The organism is Pseudoalteromonas sp. SANK 73390 (assembly GCF_054966645.1).
Map to the genome: position 1 here is coordinate 1 of NZ_ARPN01000015.1, position 25,281 is coordinate 25,281.

A 25,281-nucleotide genomic window follows, 5' to 3' on the forward strand; every position below is an offset into this window, starting at 1 on the left:
AAAGCTTTGCGATAAGCGCTCTATTGTAGGCTTTTCAAAAAGTGATGAGTTAAACTGCCAGTTAACTATTAGCTCTTCAGCCGATTCACTGACATACAGTTCAATATCATATTTAACAGGGTTGTTATCATCCAATGCAATATCAAGTTGCTGTAATGATAGGTTGGGTAAGCTAAGCTCACCCTGTTCGCTATTTTGTAATACAAATAATATTTGAAATAGCGGGCTATGGCTGAGGTTTCGAGCAGGCTGCAAGAGCTCAACAAGCGATTCAAATGGTATTTGTTGATGCTGAAACCCATCCAAAATATGCTGTTTATTTTTTGTAATAATTCCCTGAAAGTTATCTGGTCATTGACATATGTTCTTAGCACTAGTGTATTAACAAAAAAGCCTATCAGTTTTTCAAGTGAAGGGATGTGACGCCCCGCCACAGGTGTTCCCATAACAATATCAGCTTCATCACTAAAGCGGGAAAGCAAAGTGGCAAACGCAGTTTGTAGCAAAATAAAGAGTGTCACTTGCTGTTCTTGGCACACTCTTTCAAGCGCCTTTTTTACTGGTTTTGGTATGACTAATCGATGCTGTTGGCCAACAAACGTCTGTATTGGTGGCCTATGATGATCTAATGGTAGGCTATGCTGTTCAGGTAACCCTTTCAAAGCACTTTGCCAGTAGCCCAACTCTGACTCCAACATGTGATCTTTTAAGTTTTCTCGTTGCCAATGAGCATAGTCAGCATATTGTATTGGCAGTGGCTCTAGTGGACTATTTAAACCTTGGCTATATGCTCCATATAAAGCACTAAATTCATTGATTAAAACACCAATCGACCAACCATCAGAAGCTATATGGTGAATATTTAATAATACGCCATGCTGACGCTCAGATAACTTTACCAACTGAACTCGTAAAAAGCAGTCTTTTTCAAAGTCAAACTCGGTGATCACATCTTGCTCTATGAGTGTTCTTAGATGCTCATTTTGTTTCTCTGGGTGGACATGTGATAAATCATGAAATTGAGTTAACTGTGCTGGCACTTCGTTTAACTCAATTTGAGGATACCCATTATCCTCTTTAAAATTACATCTGAGCACTTGATGACGTTGAACAATCATATTCATCGCATCATCAAACGCCTTAAGGTCCAAGTGCCCATTGAGCAAAAAAGCACTTGGCATATGATATTGAATGCTACTATTTTCCAGCTTGTCTACAAACCACAACCTTTCTTGACCAAACGAAACAGGTATAACCGATTGATCTGCTCTTTTTTGTAAATCAACCACTTTACGTGTTTCACTTACTTGTAAAAAGGCTAAAATCTCGGCTTTTCTTGACGCCAGTTCAGATTTTATCTCATCGGTTAGCGCACCTTTTTTCGCTCGACACTTCAACTGATTGTCTTGTAATGATAAAAACACTCCTTGCTGTGCAAGTTGAGCTACAAGCTGTGATACATTCATAATTCAAATTCCTCCATGTCTTCCATATCTTCGCTTGCCAAAAGCAGCTCTTTTATACTTGAAGTTGTTGTCAAAGCTGACTCAGCGTAATACGCCAACTCTTTGATTGTTGGGTAAGTAAAAATGTCTCTTACCGAAATATTTAACGACATTTCATCTTTTAAATAGCCCACAAATCGTACGGCCGTTAATGAGTGCCCACCTATCGTGAAAAAGTTATCAAGTATGCCCACCTGCTCTATACCCAATAGCTGTTGCCAAATCTCACAGAGTTTCTTTTCCAATTCAGTACATGGAGCAACATATTCAGTAGCTACATCAACATCAAGAGGCTCCGCATGCAGTTGCTTTTTATCCACTTTGCCATTTGGGGTTAAAGGTAACTTCTCTATTATTAATACTTTTGATGGCACCATATAATTTGGTAACTGAGTCACTAATTGCTGCTTAATTGCGGCGACATCAGACTCAGAGGTACTCTTTACACTCTCTAGCACAACAAACAAAATTAGCTGGGCATCAGTTCCCTGACCATGAGTAATAGCAACAGACTCTTTGACTATATCCATTTGACTAGCCACTGACTCTATTTCACCCAACTCTATACGATATCCTCTGAACTTCACTTGATCATCTAGACGTCGCAGGTACTTTAGTTCTGCACGGTTTGTCCAATAAACTAAGTCACCTGTTTTGTAGAGTTTCTGCCCATTGACTAAAGCATGTGATATAAATCGTTCGTTCGTTAACGCAGCACGTTCAAAGTAGCCAGCAGTAACTCCTTCACCACCTATATACAGTTCACCTGGCACGCCTGGTGGCACCAACTTCATATTTTCATCTAAGACCAAGCATTGGGTGTTAGCCAATGGTGAGCCAATAACCACATCTGAGTTTATTACTTCGCTTGATGTCGACCAGACAGTAGTTTCCGTAGGACCATACATATTAAATAGTTGTCCATTTACATGTGACAGCAATGACTCGGCTAATCCTGAGTTCAATGCCTCACCACCAACCAATAGCTGCTTAAGTTGTGCTATTGCTTGTTGACCCCGCTGGCTGCCAATCATTTCATTAACAAATGACGGCGTACATTGCATATGAGTTACATCGAATGCGTTAATAAGCTCAACCGGATCCCACTTGTTATCATGGCGCTTAGCCAAAAACACTTCATGTGCCTTGTGCTGCTTAACTTGCTCTTGTAGCTTCGCTAGATTTGGAAAGTTTGCTAGTGTCGTTTCTAATGACACTCCAAAGTCAATAAGACATGCTGCTTCATCAACCCCCATCTGTGCAAACTCTTCAACCCGCTTTAAGCAAGTCTGCGCTGTACCAAATAAACTGCTTGAGTGGTAATAACGCTCAAATGCCATATCGACTATTGCATCTAAGTCTTTTTCAATATCCAACCCGGCTTCATCAGCTATTGGTTTTACCAAACCAATTGACTGTTTAAGATAATTTTTAAAAGGTTGCTCAACTGTCGCTTTGGTAGTTTGCTCATCTTCACCGACAAAGGTGTGCAGCATCAGTGCTACTTTGCCATGATCTCTACTGTACCCTGCGTCTTCTAGCGCTTGCCGGTAGATTTCAATCTTATTTTTTACATCTTCTTTAGATTGACTCAGCAAATGCGTCAAAATATTCGCACCAATAGAACCGGCATAACGGAAAGTCTCAGGGTTACCAGCTGCGGTGATCCAAATCTTTAAATCGTCCTGTACAGGCTTTGGATGTACAACAATATCGACAGTATTACCTATACCATTGACTCTTTGTGTACTCCCCCCTTTCCAAAGATGTTGAACTGTTTCGATATTACGTCGCATTATTGCATGGCGGTCTTCGTAATTTTGTGGAGCTAACACATAGTCATTTGGGTGCCAGCCTGATGCAGCTGATAATTCAACACGACCTTGGGAAAGGTTATCAACCATCGACCATTCTTCAGCAATACGGATTGGATCATGTAGAGGAAACACCACACTACCCGAGCGTATTGTTACGTTTGAAGTCACAGCCGCAACTGCCGCTGCTGCAACAGATGGGTTGGGAAACTGATCGCCAAAGCTGGCAAAGTGTCTCTCTGGTACCCAAACGCCACTCAGCCCATTTGCATCGGCGAACTTTGCCCCTTCAAGTAATAAGTCATACTTATTCTTGATTTGGGAGCCGTCTTCTGCGGCAAAATAAAACAAACTGAATTCCATAGGCTTAGTCGATGTTATGCTCGATTGTGTTGGTCTATCAGGCTGCAATAAAACTTCTTTTTGGCGACACAATACAAACAAAATTTCTAATACCGAGATATCAAAGCTTATGCTTGTAATGGCCAGCCATTTTTCATGCGCCTGCCTAAATGCCAACTTATCTTCAATACCAGAAAATAAATTAATTACATTACGATGTTTCACCATCACACCTTTTGGATTCCCTGTAGAACCCGATGTGTAAATAACATACGCTAACTGCTCAGCGTTCGATACTGGCAATGATGTCAGGGTGCGTTCATCAGTGAGAGATTCAGATAGGTCAATCTGGTCTAAACAAATGGTCTTGACAGCGTCATCAATCTGTAAAAATACTTTTATTTCTGAATGAGTTAGCAAAACCTCCGCATGCGAATCTTCTATCATGTATTGAACTCGGTGCATTGGGTAACCAGGGTCAATTGGTAAGTATGCACCTGAGGCTTTTAACACTGCCAACATGGCCACAACCATCTCAACAGAGCGCTCCATGCAAATACCTACGACCTGGTTTGCGACTACCTTCTGTTCAACTAAGCGTATCGCTAAGTTGTGGGCACGACTGTTTAGCTCACCATAAGTCACAGATTCATCATTGAAGGTTAATGCTATTTTGTTGGGTTCACTCTGCGCACACTGCTCAAACAATTGATGAATACATAACTGTGAATTATACGTCGCCGCAGTTTTATTCCATTGATGTAGCACCTTCTCGCGCGCGACATCATCCACAATACAAAGTTGCTGTGCTGTTACAGAGGCATCAGCACAAATTTGTTTTAAAAGGTGTATAAAGCTATTTGAAAGCTGCTCAATTGACTCATGATCAAACAGTGCAGTATTAAATAACCAATTAACAGCCAGTTCTTGTGATTGCTCAATAACATGTAACTCAAGTTCATACTTCACCGACTTAACATCGTTTTCAAGTACGTAAGGCAAAACCTCAAGGCCATTGAATGACGTAGTCTGGTCGGCAACATTTTGCAGTACAAATAAAATCTGGAATAGTGGGCTGTGACTGAGTGTTCGTTCTGGGTTAATAACTTCAACTAAGCTTTCAAAAGGCATATCCTGATGATTGAATGCCTCTAGGATCATTGCTTTATTTTGCTTCAACAACGCCTCAAATGAAGTATCTGGAGACAGCTTAGTCCTTAGTACTAAAGTATTAACAAACAAACCTATTAAGTCTTCAACTTGATGATGATTCCTACCCGCAACAGGTGTTCCCATGACAATATCATTCTCACGGCTAAAGCGGCTTAACAAAGTCGAAAATGCTGTTTGTAGTAACATAAACATAGTTACATCATTTTGCTGGGCAATAGTACGAAGTTGCTGTAGTAAGCCTCCGTCAATCTTCGCTTCGATACGGCTACCAGCGAAAGTTTGTGTCACAGCCCTTGCTCGATCTAAAGGTAGATTATGTACCACAGGCAGATTAGCTAACTGCTGCTGCCAATAGTTGCTTTGCTCATCAAGCAGGTCATCAACACGCTGACGCTGCCAATGAGCATAATCCGTATACTGAATCGCTAACGCAGCTACGCTCCTAAACTCCCCTTTTAGGTAGGCGTTATAATGGTCGATTAATTCATTTATAAACAAAGACATTGACCAACCATCTGAAATAATATGGTGCATATTGATGACCATAACGTGTTGCTCATCAGCAATGCTCACTAGCTCAACGTTAACCAGGGGATCTGTTGTCAAATTAAACTTGTGTTTAAATTGCTTTCTAATCAATAAATCAATCTGTTCACTGTGCTCTTGCATGCCTCTAAAGTCAGTCACATTAATAGTTGCATTACTCTGCTCATGAAGCTGTATGTATACGTTATCATCCACCAGCTTATAGTTGGTGCGCAATATTTCATGGCGCTGTGTAGTAGCAGAAAAAGCACTCTGTAATGCATCAAGTTGTAGCTGCCCGTGAAGTCGATAAACACTTACAATATTGTAATTTTCACTACCGCCTTCAATTTGGTCAATAAACCACAAGCGTTGCTGAGCAAATGACAATGCACGTTTGAATGCATCATTAACAGGCTGAATATCTGGCAAAGTGTTACCCGAAGCAACCTTACAACGCTGCGCCAATTGCGCAATGGTAGGGTTCTCAAATAAATCTTTAACACTCAATTCAACATCGAAAGCTTTTCTAAGTGCACTCAATAGACGAATAGCAAGTAAAGAGTGACCACCAAGTTTGAAAAAATTATCTTCAACTCCAAAATGTTGTATTTCTAATAATCTTGCCCAAATTGCATGTATCGTCCTTTCATCTTGGTTTGTTGCCGCTACAAGCAATGCTTCATCAACCAGTGTCGGGATTGGTAATAAGTTTTTATTTACCTTACCATTTGCACGAAGCGGAAATTCTGTAAGAAATACGATGTCATATGGAACCATGTAGTTTGGAAAACGCTGCTCTAGTGTCTGAATTAATTCCTTACTAAGCAATCGTTCATCTTGAACCATGCCATCGGTTACTACATAGGCAATTAATCGCGGGTCTTCATGACTATTTAAATGTTTAAGTACTACTCGGACATCTTTAACGAGTGCGTGTGATAGCATTTGATGTTCAATTTCCGCGGGATCAATTCTAAAACCGCGTATTTTTACTTGCTCATCCAGTCGCCCCAAATATTCCAACACCGGCATTTGATTATTCTGTGTTTTTACCCAGCGCGCTTTATCCCCCGTGCGATAAATCTTTTCGCCATACTGAGAGCCAAAATTATGCTCAACAAACTTATCTGCGGTTAATTGTGGGTCATTCAAATATCCAACAGCCAGATTATCTCCCGCAACACATAACTCTCCTGGCATACCTTCAATTACTGGGTTTAGATTTTCATCCAATATGAAAACACTTGTATTGGCAATAGGTCGGCCCAGTGATACTGTTGTATTGCAATCATTTTGCTGTTCTACAACACAATAAGTCACATCAGAAGCACACTCTGATGACCCATATAAATTACAAATCGTCGTCTTCGGTAATTTGATGTTTAGCTCATCAGAAAGCACTGTTTTAAACGGCTCACCTGAAATAAACCAATATTTTAGCCGCTGAAGTTTATTCGAGTTTGGCAGGTCGATAAGCGTTCTTGCCAAAGAAGGCGCAGAAACTATTCGCGTTACATTACAACGCTCAAGCGCAGTTATGAATTGCTCACCGTCTAGCAACACCTCTTTATCAATAATTTCAATACGACTGCCTGCCGCCAAAGGCGTTAACAGCTCGAAAATAGCACGAACAAACGAAATTGAGGTGATCACACCTTGCGCTTCATGCTCGTCAAATGCAAAGCGTTCTACCATCCAATTAACACGGTTACGTAAACCCCCGTGCGTTCCAGCAACACCTTTTGGTGTACCAGTAGAGCCAGAGCTGTAGATGATATAAGCCGTTGCGTCTGCATCAAGTTCTGGTAATACATACCCAGTTTTTTCAGACTTGGCATCATTTATATCCACCATATCTGGTGTAATATCTAAATCATCGAGTAAGTGACTTGCTGTTAAAATGATCCGAGGTTGAGCATCTAACACCATTTGTTCTAAACGCTCTTTAGGAAGATCACACGCCAAAGGTAAGTAAGTAGCACCCGCTTTTAATACGCCCAAAACACTAACAACCCAGTTGATGCTGCGCTCACTATATATACCCACCACGGATTGTGGCTCAACTCCCTGAGACAATAAATAATAGGCAATAGCGTCAGACTGCTCACTCAATTGGGTATAGGTCAATGATGTTTCATTATGCGATATTGCAATCGCATCAGGCGTTCGATGCCCTATTTGGTCAATCTGCTGTGGCATAAAACAATCTGGTAAAGATAAATGCGATGCACTGTACTGTTCACAGGTTCGCACATCACTATGCGTGTCGCATATGGTGATATCCTTAACAAGACTATGCGGTAGCACTAAAACATGATCAATTAATAATGAGAATGCTTTCATCATGCTTTGAATGCTAGCTTGAGCAAATAATGATGTTGCAAATACCCAATTCATTTCAAATTGAGTGTCGTCTTTAGAGATATAAAGCGTTAGATCATTTTTAGCGTGACTATCTTGACTCACACCTTGTGGGGTTTGAATATTTACACCTGCCATCTCATGATGTTGTAGTTGACTACCTTCAAAGTAATTAATCATCACCTGTGCTAATGGCTGATAACTTAGCTGACGGCTAGGTTGTAAAGCATCTACTATCAGCTCAAATGGCACACTCTGATGCTCATAAGCATCCAAAATCATAGTTTTATTCTGGCTTAATAAATCACTTATTGCCAAATCACCATTAACAGATGAACGCAAAATAATATTATTCAAGAACAGACCAATAAGCTTTTCAGTATCCTTGCTGTGTCTGCCCGCTACAGGCGTAGCCATAACTATATCGCTTTCAAAGCTATAGCGATGAAGAAGCACACTAAAACAAGTTTGAAAGAATACAAAAGGCGTAATGTCATATTGCTTACAAAATGCAGTAATTTTTTGTGAACTCGCTTTTGAAAGTTTGTCTGTTAAACTTTTCCCTCGATGGTCCTGTACTGAACTTCTTGGAAAATCGGTAGGTAAACTATGCACTTCAGGAATATCTTTTAGTTGACTCTTCCAATATTCCAGTTCTTCAGTTAAACGCTCTGAAGACAAGTAGTCACGTTGCCAGTGAGCAAAGTCAATATACTGAATTGTCAGTGGTTGTAACGGGTTCGGTAGGCCATTTACACGAGAACTGTATAACTGGCAGTATTCATCAACTAACAATTCCATTGACCAACCATCGGAGGCAATATGATGAATGTTGAACGAAATAATGTGGCAAGCTGCACTAAGCTTTATCAGCTGTACTCTCAGTACTGGATCGTGGTGTAAATCAAACGCGGTTGTAAACTCTTGCTCCACCAATGCATCAAGTTGTTCCTTTTGTTTGGTATCACACAAAAAACTCAAATCATGACGGGTAATAGGCAGCGCGATATGTTCATCCAATGCCAATACAGGTTCGCCATCTTTATCCAAATATCGGCAACGTAAAATTTCGTGTCTTTGAATAAGTTGCGCTAATGCATAGTCAAATGCGTCATGGTTAAGCGCACCGTCCACTTGCATCATACAAGGCATATTAAATTGCGTTGACCCTTGAGAAAGTTTGTCAATAAACCACAATCGTTGCTGTGAAAATGATAAAGGTAAGTTTCCATCACGCTTTACTGGCGTTATTTTGTGCTGTTCACCTTGCTCTGCTGAGTCAATGTCATTGGCTAGCAGAGCAACTGTTGACCCCTCAAAAAAATGCTTCATTTTGATACTAACACCAAGCTGCTCTTGTATTTCACTGAGTAGTCGTACTGCGAGTAAGGAATGGCCTCCCATCATAAAAAAGTGTGAGTTTCGTCCCACTAACTCACTATCGATCGCTAAAACATCAGCCATGATGCGCGCTACGGACTGCTCTGTATCCGTTTGCAGAGGCTCAACTTTATCAGTACTCACCTGCACATTTTTTGCCGATAGTATGCGTGTATCTACCTTCCCGTTACTGGTTAAAGGTAGTTCGTCTAAGCGCACAAATGCCGCTGGCATCATATAGCTGGCAACTAGCTTTTGTAGGTATTGTCTAAATAGGCTGTCTAGCGCTATTTCTGAATCTGATGATGTACTGGTGTAGTATGCAATAAGACGTTTTTGACCATTGATATCCTGATTAACGACAACTTCACAGCTTTCAACCTGTGTGCAATTACTCAACAAGCTCGTAATATCACTGAGCTCAATACGATAGCCTCGAATTTTCACTTGAGTATCTTTTCTGCCTAAAAACAAAAGCTTACCATCTTTTGTCCAACGAGCCAGATCGCCCGTTTTATACATAAAACCAGAACCAAACGAGTTACTTACAAACTGCTGCTGTGTTAATTCTGGTTTATTGACATACCCATTACCAACCCCCTGACCGGCAATGCAAATCTCACCAACTGCACCTGGCGGTAGTAATTGGGCTGTATCACTTAAAAGATAGACCTCCGTACCTGATAAAGGTGTACCGATATCTAAATATGTATCATCTGGGTGGAACTGGCCCATAGTTGTACATACTGATGCTTCACTTGGGCCATATGCATTGAAGAAACGACGGTCCGCACTCCATTTTTGTGCCATGTCTTTAGCACAGTTATCACCACCAACATACAATGTATGCACTGATTTAAATTTTTCTATTTCTAAATACGGCAACAAAGCAGGCGTTAAAAAACAATGTGTTACGGAATTTTCCTGAATATACTCTCCAAGCATGACTGGCGATTGAGCGATTTCTTCATTAACAATATGTACCTGTGCACCGCTTGCCAATGCCAATGCCCAATCCCAAATAGCAGCATCAAAAATAAATGAAGCAAGTTGCACTGAGCGACTTTGTACATCAAACTGTAAAGTCTGGTTGCTCGCAGTAAATAGATTGCTCAACCCTGCATGGTGATTCATCACTCCTTTGGGCTTACCTGTTGTACCAGATGTATAGATTATGTAAGCCAAGTCTTGTGCTTGAAGCGGATTAGCTAACTGGGGTTCCTGCGTCAAACACCCACTCACCTCTGCAACACATTTTTGGGTATCAATCACTTGTGCACGGTGAGCAAATTCACTCCCAGTAGTATATTGATCAACAAGCAAGTATCTAATATCTGCATCGTCACATACATACTCTAATCTTTCCTGCCCCATCGTGTCTGACAATGGAATAAACACAGCGCCCAATTTTAGTGTTGCCAGCGTCGCGATAATACGGTCAGCCGTTCGCGCCATAAAGACACCCACTCGGTCGCCCTTTACTACCGATTTTTTTATCATATAATCAGCGAGTTGATTAACTCGACTGTTCATTTGTGCATAACTGATCTGTTGTTTTTCACACACTAATGCTACGTGTTCAGGTACTTGACTAGCCATTTTGGTAATTCGATCTGGCAACATCATAGCCGACTGTGCGGCTGCTCTTGCAACAGTACCCAAACCCATAACCGTTCGCTTTTGCTCTGTCGAAATACAACTAAATTGGCTCAATTGGCAGCTAGGATTATTTAATACACTCTCCAACAAAGCTGCAAAGCTTTGTGCCATATTATCAATGGTGTGTGCATCAAATAAATCACTGCAGTATTCCCATACCGCATATAGACCATCATCACTTTCTTTCATCACTAAAGTCAGATCAAACTTGGTTGACTCAACCTCTGGTTCTAAAACTTCGACTTCGACACCATCTAACGCCAGTTCACCTAAAGCTAAGTTTTGTAAAGAAAACATTATTTGAAACAAAGCATTATATTTAGTACTTCGCTCCGGTTGTAATATATCTACCAGCATATCAAGTGGCACTTGCTGATGTTCAAAAGCGTTCAAGTGCTGTCGTTTGTTCTCTTTAATAAAATCAAGAAAAGAAACATCATCTTTAAGCTGCGTTCTTAATACCAAAGTATTAACGAACAACCCAATCAATTTATTTAAACTACGGTGTGAACGTCCAGCAATCGGCGTCCCCATCACAATGTCATTTTCTCTACTATAAAACTTCAGTAACAAAGCAAAGCAACTTTGCAGCATCATGAACATCGTTATATTGTGCTCTAAACAGAACTCATTCAAACGCGCTTGTAATGCACTAGAGAGCTGTGTCTTATACGTTCGTCCGTTAAAGCTTTGTGTACTTGAACGAGGAAAATCTGTTGGCAAGCTATGTAACTGAGGTAAGTCTTCTAACTGTTTACGCCAATAATCAAGATCTTTGGGCAAAACCTGCTCAGATATTTGGTTTCTTTGCCAAGCGGCGTAATCTGCATACTGTACATCTAGTATCGGCAGTGAACTTGCTTGCTGATTACACAGCGCACCATATAAAGTAATCAATTCATCAAACAAAATTGAAGTTGACCAACCATCTGTAATAATGTGATGCAAATTGAGTTGAACAACATGTATATTGTCCGCCAGCTTTATCAACTTAACGCGAAACAGTTCGGGCCTTGTCAGATCAAAGCCTCGATTACAATCATGACCTATAATGCTTTCTAAGTGCTTGTGCAAATCACCCTTTTGCAGCGATAAGTCAATTTCCTCAAACTGTACACAGGGATCATCATGTATAATCTGGCTGATTTCTCCATTGCCATAGCTAAATGAAGTCCTTAACGTTTCGTGCCTTAAAACTAAGCAACGTAATGCCTCATGGAACATGCCACTGTGAAAAGCCCCTTTTACTTTAAAAGCAAGAGGAACATTATATCGACCAGTACCGGGTTCCATTTGCTCAACAGACCATAACCTTTGTTGTGCAAAGCTTACTGGGATAGGCTTTGCTCTATCCGCTTTTGGAATGGGCAGCTCCTTACGCTGCTCACTGCGCTTCTTGAGTACCTCAATCAGTTCCTGCTTATGCGCCTTAAGCTGAGCAAGAAGCTCTGGAGAAATAGCATGCTTGTTCCCTGATATTTGTAGCTGACCATTGTCATCAAGTTTCAAGTGAATTTTCTTATTTGCACAATGCTGTATTATTTTTATTATATTCATATCGTTATGTTCACATTTTCGTCAAGGCTATTCATTTCAGTGAGTACTTCCTCACTGTCTGCTTGTTTCAGTAAGTCAATGAGTTCAGCGAGTGACTCTAAGGTTTGATAGTCAAAAATGTCTTTCACCGATAGAGTTACCTCAAGTTCTGCTTGTATTTCATTGCTCAGTCGCATGATAAGTAAGGAATTTCCTCCCAAAGCAAAGAAGCTTGATTGGCGACTAATACTAGAGTCATTCACATCAAGGATTTTGCCCCACATGGATGCGAGTATTACTTCTGTTTCTGTTTGTGGCGGTGATGTGTCACCACTTTCGTTGCATAAGCCGTTTGCTATCGCCTGTATTGCAATATCTGCAAGTGCAGCTTTATTTACCTTGCCATTTTGAGTCAGAGGCAATGCGTCAACTTCTATGATCAAATTAGGCACCATATGCTCTGGCATGCACTCACCGAGCTCAAAACGTAATTGCCCGGTGGTCACTTGTGAAGCATGAATAACCACAAAACCGACAAGACTATCTTGCCCATTACCATGTCGATGAACTTGCACACTACACTCGCGCACTGAGGATAGATTGGATAGCGCTAGCTCAACTTCCTCAATCTCAATCCTGAAGCCACGAATTTTGACTTGATTGTCCACTCGCCCGACAAACTCCAGCGTGCCATCATGACGCCAACGAACCAGGTCCCCAGTTCGATACATTCGTCCTTTTTCACAAGGAGAAAATGGGTCTGATAAGAAGCTTTGTGACGTCAGTTCGGGTCGATTTAGATAACCAACAGCAACCCCTTCACCACCGATATAAAGCTCGCCAACCACCCCAAAAGGCAACCGTTCTTGATTTTTATCAAGGATATAACATGTATTATTAGCGAGAGGCTTACCAATTGGAGTTGCCTTATAGTTTTGCGAGTTTAACTCACCGCAAGTCGCATAAACCGTCGTCTCTGTTGGGCCATAACAATGATATAAAACATGTTGTGGCCATGTTTTTAGATACTGTTCAACAATATTTGGATTCGCTTGCTCTCCCCCAAATAGCACTTGAGTTACATGATCAAATACACCAGTTTGTGATGTCACTAGATGGTTAAACAATGACGTTGTAACAAAGGCAGTATCGACTTTATGCGTTTCACATAATGCAGCCCAATTTTGAGGCTTTTGCAACATATCATCATCTAAAAACACTAAACGACGTCCATTGAGAAGCGGCATAAAGATGTCAAAAATACAGCCATCAAATGCAATACTAGAAATACCTAAAAATCCGTTTGTTCGATTTATATCGATGAAGTCGCTATTGCAAACCAAGCTGGCAACATTGCTATGATTGACTGCAACACCTTTAGGCTTGCCCGTTGACCCTGAGGTGTAAACAATATAAGCAAGCTGCTGAGGGTCGACCTTAGGCAATTCCAAATCCGCAGAGTCAACACTTTGCAATTGCGATATGGTCACTCGCTCAATCGGTAATGATTCGCACCTAGACGTTAGAGACTCTTCAATGAGCAATACTTTCAATTGGCTGTCATCAACCATGTACTGCAATCTGTCATCAGGATAAGAAGCAACGAGCGGCACATACGTTGCTCCCACAGCAAGTACTGCCCAAAGTGACACGAGTAAAGAACTATTGCGGTTGAACATCAGCCCAACCGTGTCTGATGGCTTAATACCTTTGGCCAATAACCCCCTTGCCAGCTGCTCAACTTCAATGATTAACTGTTGATAGGTTAATTCTCTATCAGCACAAATAAGCGCAATATCATTTTTAGTGTGATGTACTTGCTCTAATAAAAGCTCATACAAAGCACTGTTTTTTGGATAGGGCCGTTGCGTGTTATTTATGGCATCCATCAACGACAACTCTTTGTCTAATAATGTACTGGGCAGCGTTAGCTGTGGCAGTTCACTATCGGCTTGTTGTAAAATTGATTCAATTGCTTGTAGGAAGTAAGAGCCAACTGAGTCACTGTCAATATGACCACTGGTCTCAATACTCAGGTGTAATGCTTCACCGTCATAATCAACCGACGCAGCGACAGGGTAATTGGTATGCTCTTTCATCGCGAGCACTTCAATGCCGTTAAGGTTCCATTGTGCAACTTGCGATTGAGCTCCCGTTTGTTGCAGTCGGCAATTAAGTACGCTGCTAAATAATGCGGTACTGCTTTGCAATGGACTCACAGACTGCGCTTCAAGCAATGGGACTTGCTCAAACATAAGCAGTGACTGCAATGAATTGTGGACCTCTTGTAATAGGCACTCTAACGATCGAGCCTCAAGCGTAACTCTAATAGGTAACGTGTTGATACACAGTCCAATCATACGTTCAACCTGCACCTGCTGTGTCATTCTTCCTGACATTACAGTGCCAAAGACCAAGTCATTACTATTACTCGTTCTTGCTACGACCATACTCCAAGCCAAATGCATAATCGTTGAAATACTGACTTTTTTTGCCTTCGCGAGTGCTTTTATATTGTTTGAGCAATCAAGCGACAGCGCTTTATTCCAAGAGCCGTGCTGCAAATAACTGGTTTTATTCGTATCATATGGATAAGTAGGAGCCTGTAAGCCTTCAAACATCCCTTTGAAGTAATGCTTAGCCTTCACCATGTCACAGTTTTTACCTTGCCATATAAAGGCTCGATAAGGAGTTGGGACAGGCAACTCCTCTGTTTGCTTGCTTAGATAAGCTGCGATTTCTTCCGTGATAATTCGCATCGAATAATTATCTTCAATGATATGATGGTGATAAATCACCACATAGATGCCTTGTGCAGCAACATATCTGTGCAGCTGCATCAAAGGGGCTTCATGTAAAGGGAGCTGAGTCAATGTCTGGTTATCATATAACCAGCTCTGCGCGTCAACCACATCATCAGGTATTCGCCCCGCATCCACAACTTGAACACTCGCTCGTCGGTTCACAACTTGTACAGGATTAGCAACCTCGTCATTGATGATTTGTGTGCGCAATGCATCATGTCGAGCAATAACAAAGTTGATGGCATCAATCAGTAATTGCTCTGCGTGCTCATCTTTACAAAGCATAATTGAAGTAACCAAATACGGGTCGCGACTTTCACTATGTAATGAATGAAAGAGCATGCCCTCTTGCAATGGTGATAAAGGATAAATATCTTGAATCGCGTCCTCACCACCGGGTACAAACTTAATAATTGCATCTAGCTCAGACTCTGCTAAATCCACCAGTGGGAACTGCGAAGGATGCAGTGGTACACCAATTTGACACATTGTTTCTGGTAACTTGTTATCAAGCTGAACACTGCTATCATACTCAGCTAAAACCTTAGCCATCTCCACAAGCTCACTTGCTTGGTACAGGCGAGCAATAGAGATATCATACCCCTCTGTTAATAGGCATTGACGGTAATCCAACATAAGGAGTGAATGGCCTCCTAGTGCAAAGAAATTATCATCGCGGCTAATTTGAGCTGGAGTAAGACCTAATACCTCTCCCCAAATACTGGCTAATAAAAGCTCTTGCTCACAACGTGGTGCTTGATATTGCTCTTGTTGTAGCTGTGGTTTTGGTAACGCTGATCGGTCAACTTTACCGTTTACTGTCAATGGCCACTGCTCTAAGGCAATGACAAATGCAGGCACCATATAATTTGGCAGTTTTGCACGCAGGTCATGACTACAATCTTTACCTGATAAATCTGCGATTACATAGGCGACCAGGGCAGGCTCTCCTTTAGAATCTTCACCCACACTGACCAACGCATCATTAACATAAGGTAACTGACGTAATTGGTATTCAATATCAGCTAATTCAATTCTGAAACCGCGAATCTTAACTTGTGCATCATTTCGGCCTATGTAACTAAGCTCTTTGTTCGAGTTATAGCGCGCTAAATCTCCCGTTCGATACATTCTATCGAAGCCATTGGCGAGCATTAACTCGGTAGCGTATGGATTACTCACAAAGCGACCGGCAGTGAGTTCAGGTAAGTGTAAATACCCTGGAGATAAGCCAGCTCCGGCAACATATATTTCACCAATAGCCCCATCAGGAACAGGCTGACGTTGCTCATCGAGTAGGTAAAGTACCTGATCACCTAGGGCACAGCCAATCTCACTCGCACTGCGATTTGCTGACTCAATTCGTTTAAATGTAACGTGTACTGTTGTTTCAGTAATACCATACATATTAACCAAAATAGGACCATCGCTATATGTGTCAAACCAAGGCTTCAACATATCTGGCTGTAGTGCTTCCCCACCGAAAATAACAAAACGCAGTTCTGCAAGTGTTGCTTCTTTGCGTAGCGCCGCTTTCATAAAGTTTTTAAATGCACTCGGTGTTTGATTAAGCACCGTGACACCTTGTTCATCACACAGCGTCACAAACGATTCGATATCTTGAACTTGCTCTTGTGTTGGCAGCACAAGTCGACCACCGAGACACAGCGCCCCCCATATTTCCCAAACACTGAAGTCGAACGCAATTGAGTGAAATAGTGTCCAGACATCTGTTTGGCTCAGCCCTCCGTAACCCCCAAAATAACGTCCTCCATTTGACGTCATTAATAATCGCTGTACATTGTAATGGGTTTGACTTACCCCTTTTGGTTTTCCGGTTGTACCCGATGTATAGATGATATAAGCCACATCATTTTTACTCATATCAGTATTCGATTGGTAAGGGGTATACTGTTGATAAATATCACTTCCAATATCGATACATGTCACATCAAGGGCTTTAAATGCATTATTATCATTTTGATTAAGAAGGATAAGTTTAAGTTCGCTATTGGTCGCGATGTACTCTAAACGCTCTTCTGGAGAGGCTGGGTCAAGCGGCACGTAAGTAGCACCTACTTTTAACACTGCTAACATCGCAATAACGCCGTAAACACTTCTTAGTGTCGCAATGCCAACTCGATCCCCACTAGAAACGCCATTTTCAGCAAGATAACTGGCCCAACGGGACGCGGTGTCCTCTAATTGCCCATATGTCCACTCTTTATCTGCATAGTTAATGGCTACTTTTCCCGGCATTCGTGCGGCGTGTGCACTAACCCACTGCTCTATCCGTTCATAATCGCACGACTCAATCTCAATTTGCTGAGACTGGTAGACCTTCTTCGCTGCGGCTTCTTCTGATAGCAATGCTAATTTCATAATATCCATTTCTGGATTTGTAACAGCACTTTCAAGTAAGCATTTATAACTATTTGCTAAGCTTTCGATAGTACTCACATCAAAAAGATCAGCACAATACTCCCACTCAACGGTAAAACCACCTGGCTGCTCAGAGTCAACAGCACAGGTCACAGTTAAATCAAACTTACTGAGTCGCCCACTGGGTTTTACTGGAGTTAGTTTAATATCGCCAAGTTCATGCGGTGTTTCATTAAAATTATCTAAGCTAAATACAATTTGATAAATCGGTGTGTAACTTTGATTCCGTGCTGGATTCACCGCATCCACAACCTGCTCAAAAGGCGCCGTGGCATTGCTATGAGCTGACACAATCATATCTTTATTACGCATTAAGAGGTCTTTAAAACTTAGCGGGCCAGATAAATCTGTTCGCAATACGAGTGTATTTACAAAAAAACCAATTATCCCCTCTAAGTCATAATGCATTCGACCCGCTTCTGGTGTGCCAATAACAATATCGGTTGTATTGCTAAAGCGGCCAACGAGCAAAGCAAATGCACTTTGCATCAGCATGAATAGCGTGCACCCTTGTTCATTTGCAAGTTGCTTAACTTGGGACATAAGTTGAGTCGGTAATTGCTGCGTGTGCAACTCTCCGTTAAATGACTGAGTTGCCTGTCGGGGATGATCAAGTGGAAGCGAATGAACGTCAGGAATACCTGCCAATGCGCCTTTCCAATAATCGAGCTTAGACTCCAACACACGACCTTTAAGCCAGTTTCGCTGCCAATGCGCATAATCTGCATATTGGATAGGTAATGAAGGTAAATCAACAGGCTCAGCTTTTAATAAAGCTTGATAAGTTTGCACAAACTCACCTGAGAAGATATCCATTGACCAACCGTCGGAAATAATGTGGTGCATATTGAATAACACAAAATATTGTTCATCACTTAGACCAACCAAATGCATACGCCATAGCACGCTGCTATTGAAGTCAAAACTATGTTCAACTTCAGCAGCGGCTAAATTGTCCAGTTTTTTCTTTTGAGTGTCGCTATCTAGCGACCGCCAATCATGATAAATAAAAGGTAGGCTAGCTTGCTCATCAATTAGTTGAGCAGCGGTATTACCATTTTTGATGATACGGGTGCGTAAACTATCATGCCTTTGAAAAACACTTTGCAATGCTTGCTCAAAACACGCCAAATCGACCTTACCTTCGAGTGCATGCATACCAACCATATTATATTGTGGCGATTTACCCTGCATTTGATGGATAAACCATAAGCGCTGCTGTGCCCAGGATAGAGCCAGTGGCTGAGTTCTATCAGCTAACCCAATATTAGGTACTTCTGAGTGGCCTACTTCTTGTTCGACCCAATGAGATAAGTCCTCTAGTATCGGGTGTTTAAAGATCACCTGGAGCGGTAGTTCTATTGACCATTGCTTACTGATCAAACTACTTAATTGAATAGCCAGTAGAGAATGCCCCCCACTGTTAAAGAAATTAGCGCTTCGACATTGCACCTTGTTACCTAATAACCGCTCCCATAGTTTGGCTATTTGCTTTTCTGTGTTTGTGCAAAGATCAATGCCATGCTCGCTCACACCTGCAGGCTCAGGTAAAGCACGCGTGTCGATTTTTCCATTTACTGTCAAAGGCCATTCGGCCAACACAGTAATTGAATTAGGCACCATATAATGCGGCAATTTCATACGTAATGTCTCAAGCAGCTCTTGTGATAATACTGCTGACACACCCACTTGCTGATCGTTGACCACAACATAGGCTATAATATAGTTCTGCCCTTGCTGATTCTGTTTTGGCACAACCAAACAAGATGACACTGACTCCTGTGCCCCAAGAACAGCCTCTACTTCGCCGAGTTCAACCCTAAACCCTCTGACTTTGACTTGGTTATCTTGACGGCCATAAAAATCAATGTTGCCATCAGGGTGTCTACGTACTCTATCGCCAGTGCGATACATACGCCCATATGAGCGACCCCCATACTCAAAGTCTACGAATCTTTCAGCACTGAGTTTGGGGTTATTTAGATAGCCTTGACTGACACAAGGGCCTGCAATACACAGTTCTCCAATCGCACCACTAGGAACAGGGTTAAGGTCATCATCTAGGATAAATGTCACCACACCATGCAAAGGCTTACCTATCGGTACATTTCGAGATTGTGTATCCCACTTGCTCACTTCACATGCCGTAACAATAACGGTCGTTTCTGAAGGACCATATGTGTTGAAAACTAATACATTGGGTAAGGCTTTTTGCCAGCGAGACAATGCCTCCGAGCTCATTGCTTCACCACCAACAATCACGGTTGTTAGTGGTGAAAGTCCCGCTTGTTTTCGCAATGATGTGTCGTCACACAAAATATGCCAATATGCTGTAGGTACAGTAATAAGGTTAATGTCATGCGCTTTTATCAATGACCAAAACTCACTAGCACTGGGTGATTTGGTTGTTGGTTGCAACACCAAGGTGCCGCCCATTAATAAAGATAACGATAGTTCTTCTATGAATAAATCAAATGACAAAGAAGACACTTGTAATACATTTTGTTTATTATTCAACTGATAACATTGACTTGCACTGTATAAATACGAAAGCCAGTTACCATGACTAACCGCCACGCCTTTCGCAGTGCCAGTCGAGCCTGATGTGTAAATTACATAGGCTAGTTGTTCAGAGCTTCTTTCGTGAGTATATGGCACAGTATCCATTTGAGCGAAGACGGTACTTAACTCGCTACCATCAAGGAATACATGTTCTAAATTGACAAAATGTGATCTATAACTTTGTTGTGTGACGACCAGCTCCAATTGTGCATCAGCAATCACATGCTCAATTCGCACCGTAGGTAAAGCAGGGTCAAGCGGCACATAGGCAGCACCTGACTTTAAAATGCCAATCAAGGCAACGATTGTCTCTAAACTTCTATCTGCACATAAACCAATGCGTTGACAATTTGGGTATTTTTTCCTTATCCAATATGCCCACTTATCCGCCTGCTCATTAAGCTCTTGATAAGTAATAGAGAAATCACCTTGCTGAATCGCAACCTGAGTGGCATGACTACTTGCGAGCTTTTCAAAATGGCTGACAATATCTTCACTTTGCAACTGTGCCAATACTTGCGATTGCGTGAGGGCGTGATTGTGACCAAAAGCGACTTGATTAATTGGGCTAGACAGTGTCTGCTCATTGAGCTTTTGATTTGGATTAGCTACACATGCCTTTATTAATCTCTCAAAGCTATCAGCCATGGCGACTATACTCTGATGAGCAAATAGATCTGTCGAATACTCCCATTCACAACAGACTCGACCGTTACTTTCAATCAAGGTCAGTGTTAAATCGAACTTTGCAAGCTCGTTAGACTCCTTGAGCATGCGCAATGTTGTTTCGCCTAAGCTAAAGGTGCCACCTAAATCAGCATGATAATCAAACATGATCTGGAAAATAGGCGAAAAGCTGGCTGAACGCTCAGGGTTTAATGCTTCAACAAGCGCATCAAACGGTAAAGCCTGATTATCAAGCGCACTGAGAATACCGTCATTATTTTTATGTAAAAAGTTAACGAAGGTATCATCGCTGCTGATTTGACTTCTCAATACGACCGTATTGACGAAAAATCCGATTAGATCTTCAAACTCACTATGCGTTCTACCACTCACAGGTATACCCATTACAATGTCATTACTTTGACTGTAACGACTCAGCAACAGCGCAAATATGCTTTGTGTTAATGCAAACGGCGTGACTGAGTGCTGCTTGCAAAAACCAAGTAATGCATGGCTAACTTGCTCATCCATTTCATACGAATAGCACCTACCCGCAAAGCTTTGCTGTTCTGGACGCTGATAATCTAACGCGAGCGAATGTAAAGGCACACAATCCGCTAACGTTGAACGCCAAAAGTCGATATATTTGTCTTTTTTTACTTCATCGAGGTAAGTTCGCTGCCACTTGGCATAGTGACTATATTGGGTTGCTGATTCCTTGTCAGAGCATGTGCTCGAACTAAGAATATTTTCATACCTACCTTTAAACTCCTTTAAAAACAGCAACATGGAGCCAGCATCAAAACAAATGTGATGCATGTTAAAATGAATGACCCAACTGTGATTACTGAGCTTTACACACAACACCCTTATCAAGTGCCCTGCTTGTAAATCGAATTGGTATGCACTGGCTTGACGCAAAACATCATCTAGTTCATTAGAACGAGTCATATCAGTAAGATCGAGCGTTACAAATAACCGTTCATCAATTGCTGTGACTTTTTGATAAACTTTGCCATCTTGCTCAATATATTGACTGCGCAATACTTCATGGCGAGTGACCAGCTGCCTCAGCGCTTGCTCCAAGGCTACAACATTTAACACCCCCTCTACTTGGAAAGCTTGTGATAAGTTGTAAACTGGCAACGTTTCTTGAACTTTTGAAACCATCCACAAACGCTGCTGTGCAAAAGAAAGCTCGGTATGTTCACTAGAGGGAGTAATTTGTATTACATTTTCCTCATCACTGTTGGACAAGGCTATGTGCTGTGCAATTTTTTCTACAGTCGTGCTTTCGAACATGAGCCGCAAAGGTAATGAAACATTTAACTGACTGCGCACCTTGTTAACAAATCGTTCTGCTAGCAAGGAGTGACCCCCTAAGCTAAAGAAATTATCGTGCACGCTCACTTGTGGTAGTTTTAGAATTTCCTCCCACAACGCACAGATGGCATGTTCGATATCATTACGCGGTGCAATGTATGCAGCTTTGATAAGATCTGATTCGTTTGGTGGAAGCAATGCACCTCTGTCGATTTTTCCATTAGGCGTCAATGGCATTGCATCAAGCAAAATAAATATTTCCGGCACCATATGCTCGGGTAGTTTGCTTGCTAAGAGTGTTTTTATCTCGCAAATAGTTGTTTCACGATCGGCGTTATCCGTTGCACCAGTAGGACTAATATATGCAACCAAACTACTGCCTTGCTCTTCTTGCGCCCAAACTTTTACCGCACAACTTTCAACTTTTGATACTTGCAATATAGCCGACTCAATCTCTTCAAGCTCAACTCTAAAACCTCGGATTTTTACTTGATTGTCAACCCGGCCCATGTATTCCAAATAACCTGCACTATTCCATCTAACCACATCACCCGTTTTGTACATTTTCTTGTTTTTTTCACCAGCAAACGGGTCATCTAAAAATCTTTCTTGTGTCATTTGTGGCTTATTTAAGTAACCATTTGATAGTCCGTCGCCAGCTAAATACAGCTCACCATAAACACCTACAGGCTGCACATTAAGCGCGTCATCCAATACATACGGTTTAGTATTGCTAACAGGTAATCCGATTGCCGGTTCGTTTTCAATCGAAGTGTAAAAAGACATAGCGGTTGAATAAGTCGTATCCTCTGATGGGCCATATAAGTTGACAACACGCTCAACAGACAAAGACTCATGTAAGCGGTTTACTAAAGCGCGAGATAACTTTTCTCCAGCTAAGTTAATGCTTAAGACAGAAGCAGGAATGCTGTTGTTGTTGAGTAAAGTTTGAATAGCAGAGGGTACCGTGTTGATTAAAGACAATCCCTCTGGAGGCTGACTCATATGACCCAACGCTAATACGTTTTCCACTATCATCGCTTGCCCGCCAACAGAAATCGGCACAAACAGCTCAAATGATGAGAGGTCAAAGTTTAATGAGGTACTCGCTAAAACACAGTTAAGTTCTGGTCCAGTAAAATACTCTTTTGCCCAATGCACTAACATACTGATAGCATGGTGATTAATCATCACACCCTTGGGCTGACCAGTCGAACCTGAGGTATAAATAATATAGGCAATACTGTTGTTAGGGACCCCTTTTGGTTTTTGTAAATTAGTGCATTGTTGGGTCGCGATTGCGGTTTGAACATCATCACTATCTAGTAACATGGTTGTCACCATACTCTCTAGCTGTAATTGACGGGCAACCTCCCTTTCACTTATCACAAGTGATAACTGTGCATCTGAGACAATGTATTCCAATCTCTTTTTAGGGTACTTAGGATCGAGTGAAACGTAAGTAGCACCAAGCTTTAGTAGCGCAAGTAACACCACCAGTAAATTTGTGGTGCGTGATTGACACACCCCAACAAAACTTCCTTCTCCCACACCTTGCTGTTGCAAATAATAGGCTAGTTGGTTTGCTTTAGTATTTAGAGTTACATATGATAAATATTCGAAGTTACCTTGCTCGCTGAGATAAGCACTAACCGCGATTTGCTCTGGAGTTGCCAATACCTGTGACTCAAAAAGTTCATGAATAAATTGACTCGGAGCTTTTTGTTCTGAATAGCCTAGATTTAAAATTTCATCTTTGCTCTGCTGATCTAAATACGAAATTTGACTCAGTGGCAGATTTATATCTTGAGTCACGCTCGTAATAACCTCACACATGCTGTGTAAAATGCGTTGAGCAGTTTGGGCTTCAAAAAGCGCAACATTATAGTTTAGAGATAGCAATATTTCGCCGTTTTCTCGCTCATTCGCAGTTAATGAAAAATCAAATTTTGCCGCTTCCTCCACGGCTTCAAATGTACCAATTCCAAGTCCAGCCACCTCTCTTGGGTAGGCAAGATCAGACGATAAACTGAACATAACTTGGAATAATGGCGAGTAAGCACGGCTTCGCTCTGGGTTCAAGCGCTCAACTATCAACTCAAAAGGTACATTTTGGTTTTCTTGAGCAACTAAATTGGCTTGCCTAACACTTTGCAAGAACTCACTAAATGTTTGCTCCCTACCGCAATCGACTCGTAAAATTAGAGTATTAACAAAAAAGCCTATCAGCGGTTCCAGCTTTTTTTGATATCTCCCTGCTGTTGGCGTGCCTAATACAACATCTGGATTATTGCTGAATTTAGAAATCACACTGGCGAACACTGCATGCAAAAACATAAACAAAGTCACCTGATTTGCTTTTGCTGACTCGCGAATTGCTGTTGATAGCGACTTGTTGAGTACACATTCGGCATTTTTACCAACATAGCTCTGCACTTCTGGTCTTTTATAATCCAAGGGAATACTGTGAACTGGCGGCAAGTTAGCCAAAGTGGACTGCCAGTGGGTTAATGCTGCTTCTAATTTTCCTGAATCTTGCCAAGACTTTTGCCAATGGGCATAGTCGGTAAACTCAACCTCTAGCTCAGGTAAATCTATTGTACGACCATTCAATAACTGCTCATAATTATGAAAAAATTCATTTATCAGAATCTGCATTGACCAACCATCTGAGGCAATATGGTGCATACACAAAATCAGCTCACCGAAGCTATCAGAATAAGATACGAACGATCCTCTCAGTAACAGGCCTTGAGTTAAGTCAAAGCTGTAGTTCTGCTCATTATTTAAGATCTCTTCTCGCTCAGGGTCCTCATAACTTGTCAATTGATACTGATTGAGCTCAAATGCAATGTCATTTTGAACACGCTGGTTGATTTCATCACCATCGCGCTCAAATACCGTTCGTAATGGTTTATGCCTTTGAATAATTGCATCTAATGCCTGCTCTGCAACTAGCAAATCCAACCGACCTTTTACCTGCGCTACAATGCAAATATTGTAGTGCCCACTTGCGTCATCAAACTGTTCGATAAACCACAATCGTTTTTGAGATAAAGCGATGGGCGCAACATCTTTAATCGAATGACGTTCTATCTCGGACATTGAATTACGCTCTGCCAATTGCTTTTTACGCTCTAATAAAGCCTTAAGCTTTTGACGTTTTGCTAGTTGTTCGTTATTCAT

The 25,281-nt window shown here is 41.5% G+C and carries 2 protein-coding genes and 1 pseudogene; all 3 read right to left on the reverse strand.

Going from position 1 to position 25,281, the window contains the following annotated elements; all coding sequences use genetic code 11:
- Positions 1-1,466: pseudogene (locus tag SANK73390_RS01745) on the reverse strand (condensation domain-containing protein); the annotation flags it as partial.
- Entirely contained in the window at positions 1,463-12,319 is a 10,857-nt protein-coding gene (locus tag SANK73390_RS01750) for an amino acid adenylation domain-containing protein (RefSeq protein ID WP_462762771.1), read from the reverse strand. The gene SANK73390_RS01750 and the pseudogene SANK73390_RS01745, both read right to left, overlap by 4 nt.
- On the reverse strand, positions 12,316-25,281 hold the full coding sequence (locus SANK73390_RS01755; protein ID WP_462762774.1) for a non-ribosomal peptide synthetase: 12,966 nt from the start codon (positions 25,279-25,281) through the stop codon (positions 12,316-12,318). Before SANK73390_RS01755 ends, SANK73390_RS01750 begins: the two co-directional genes overlap by 4 nt.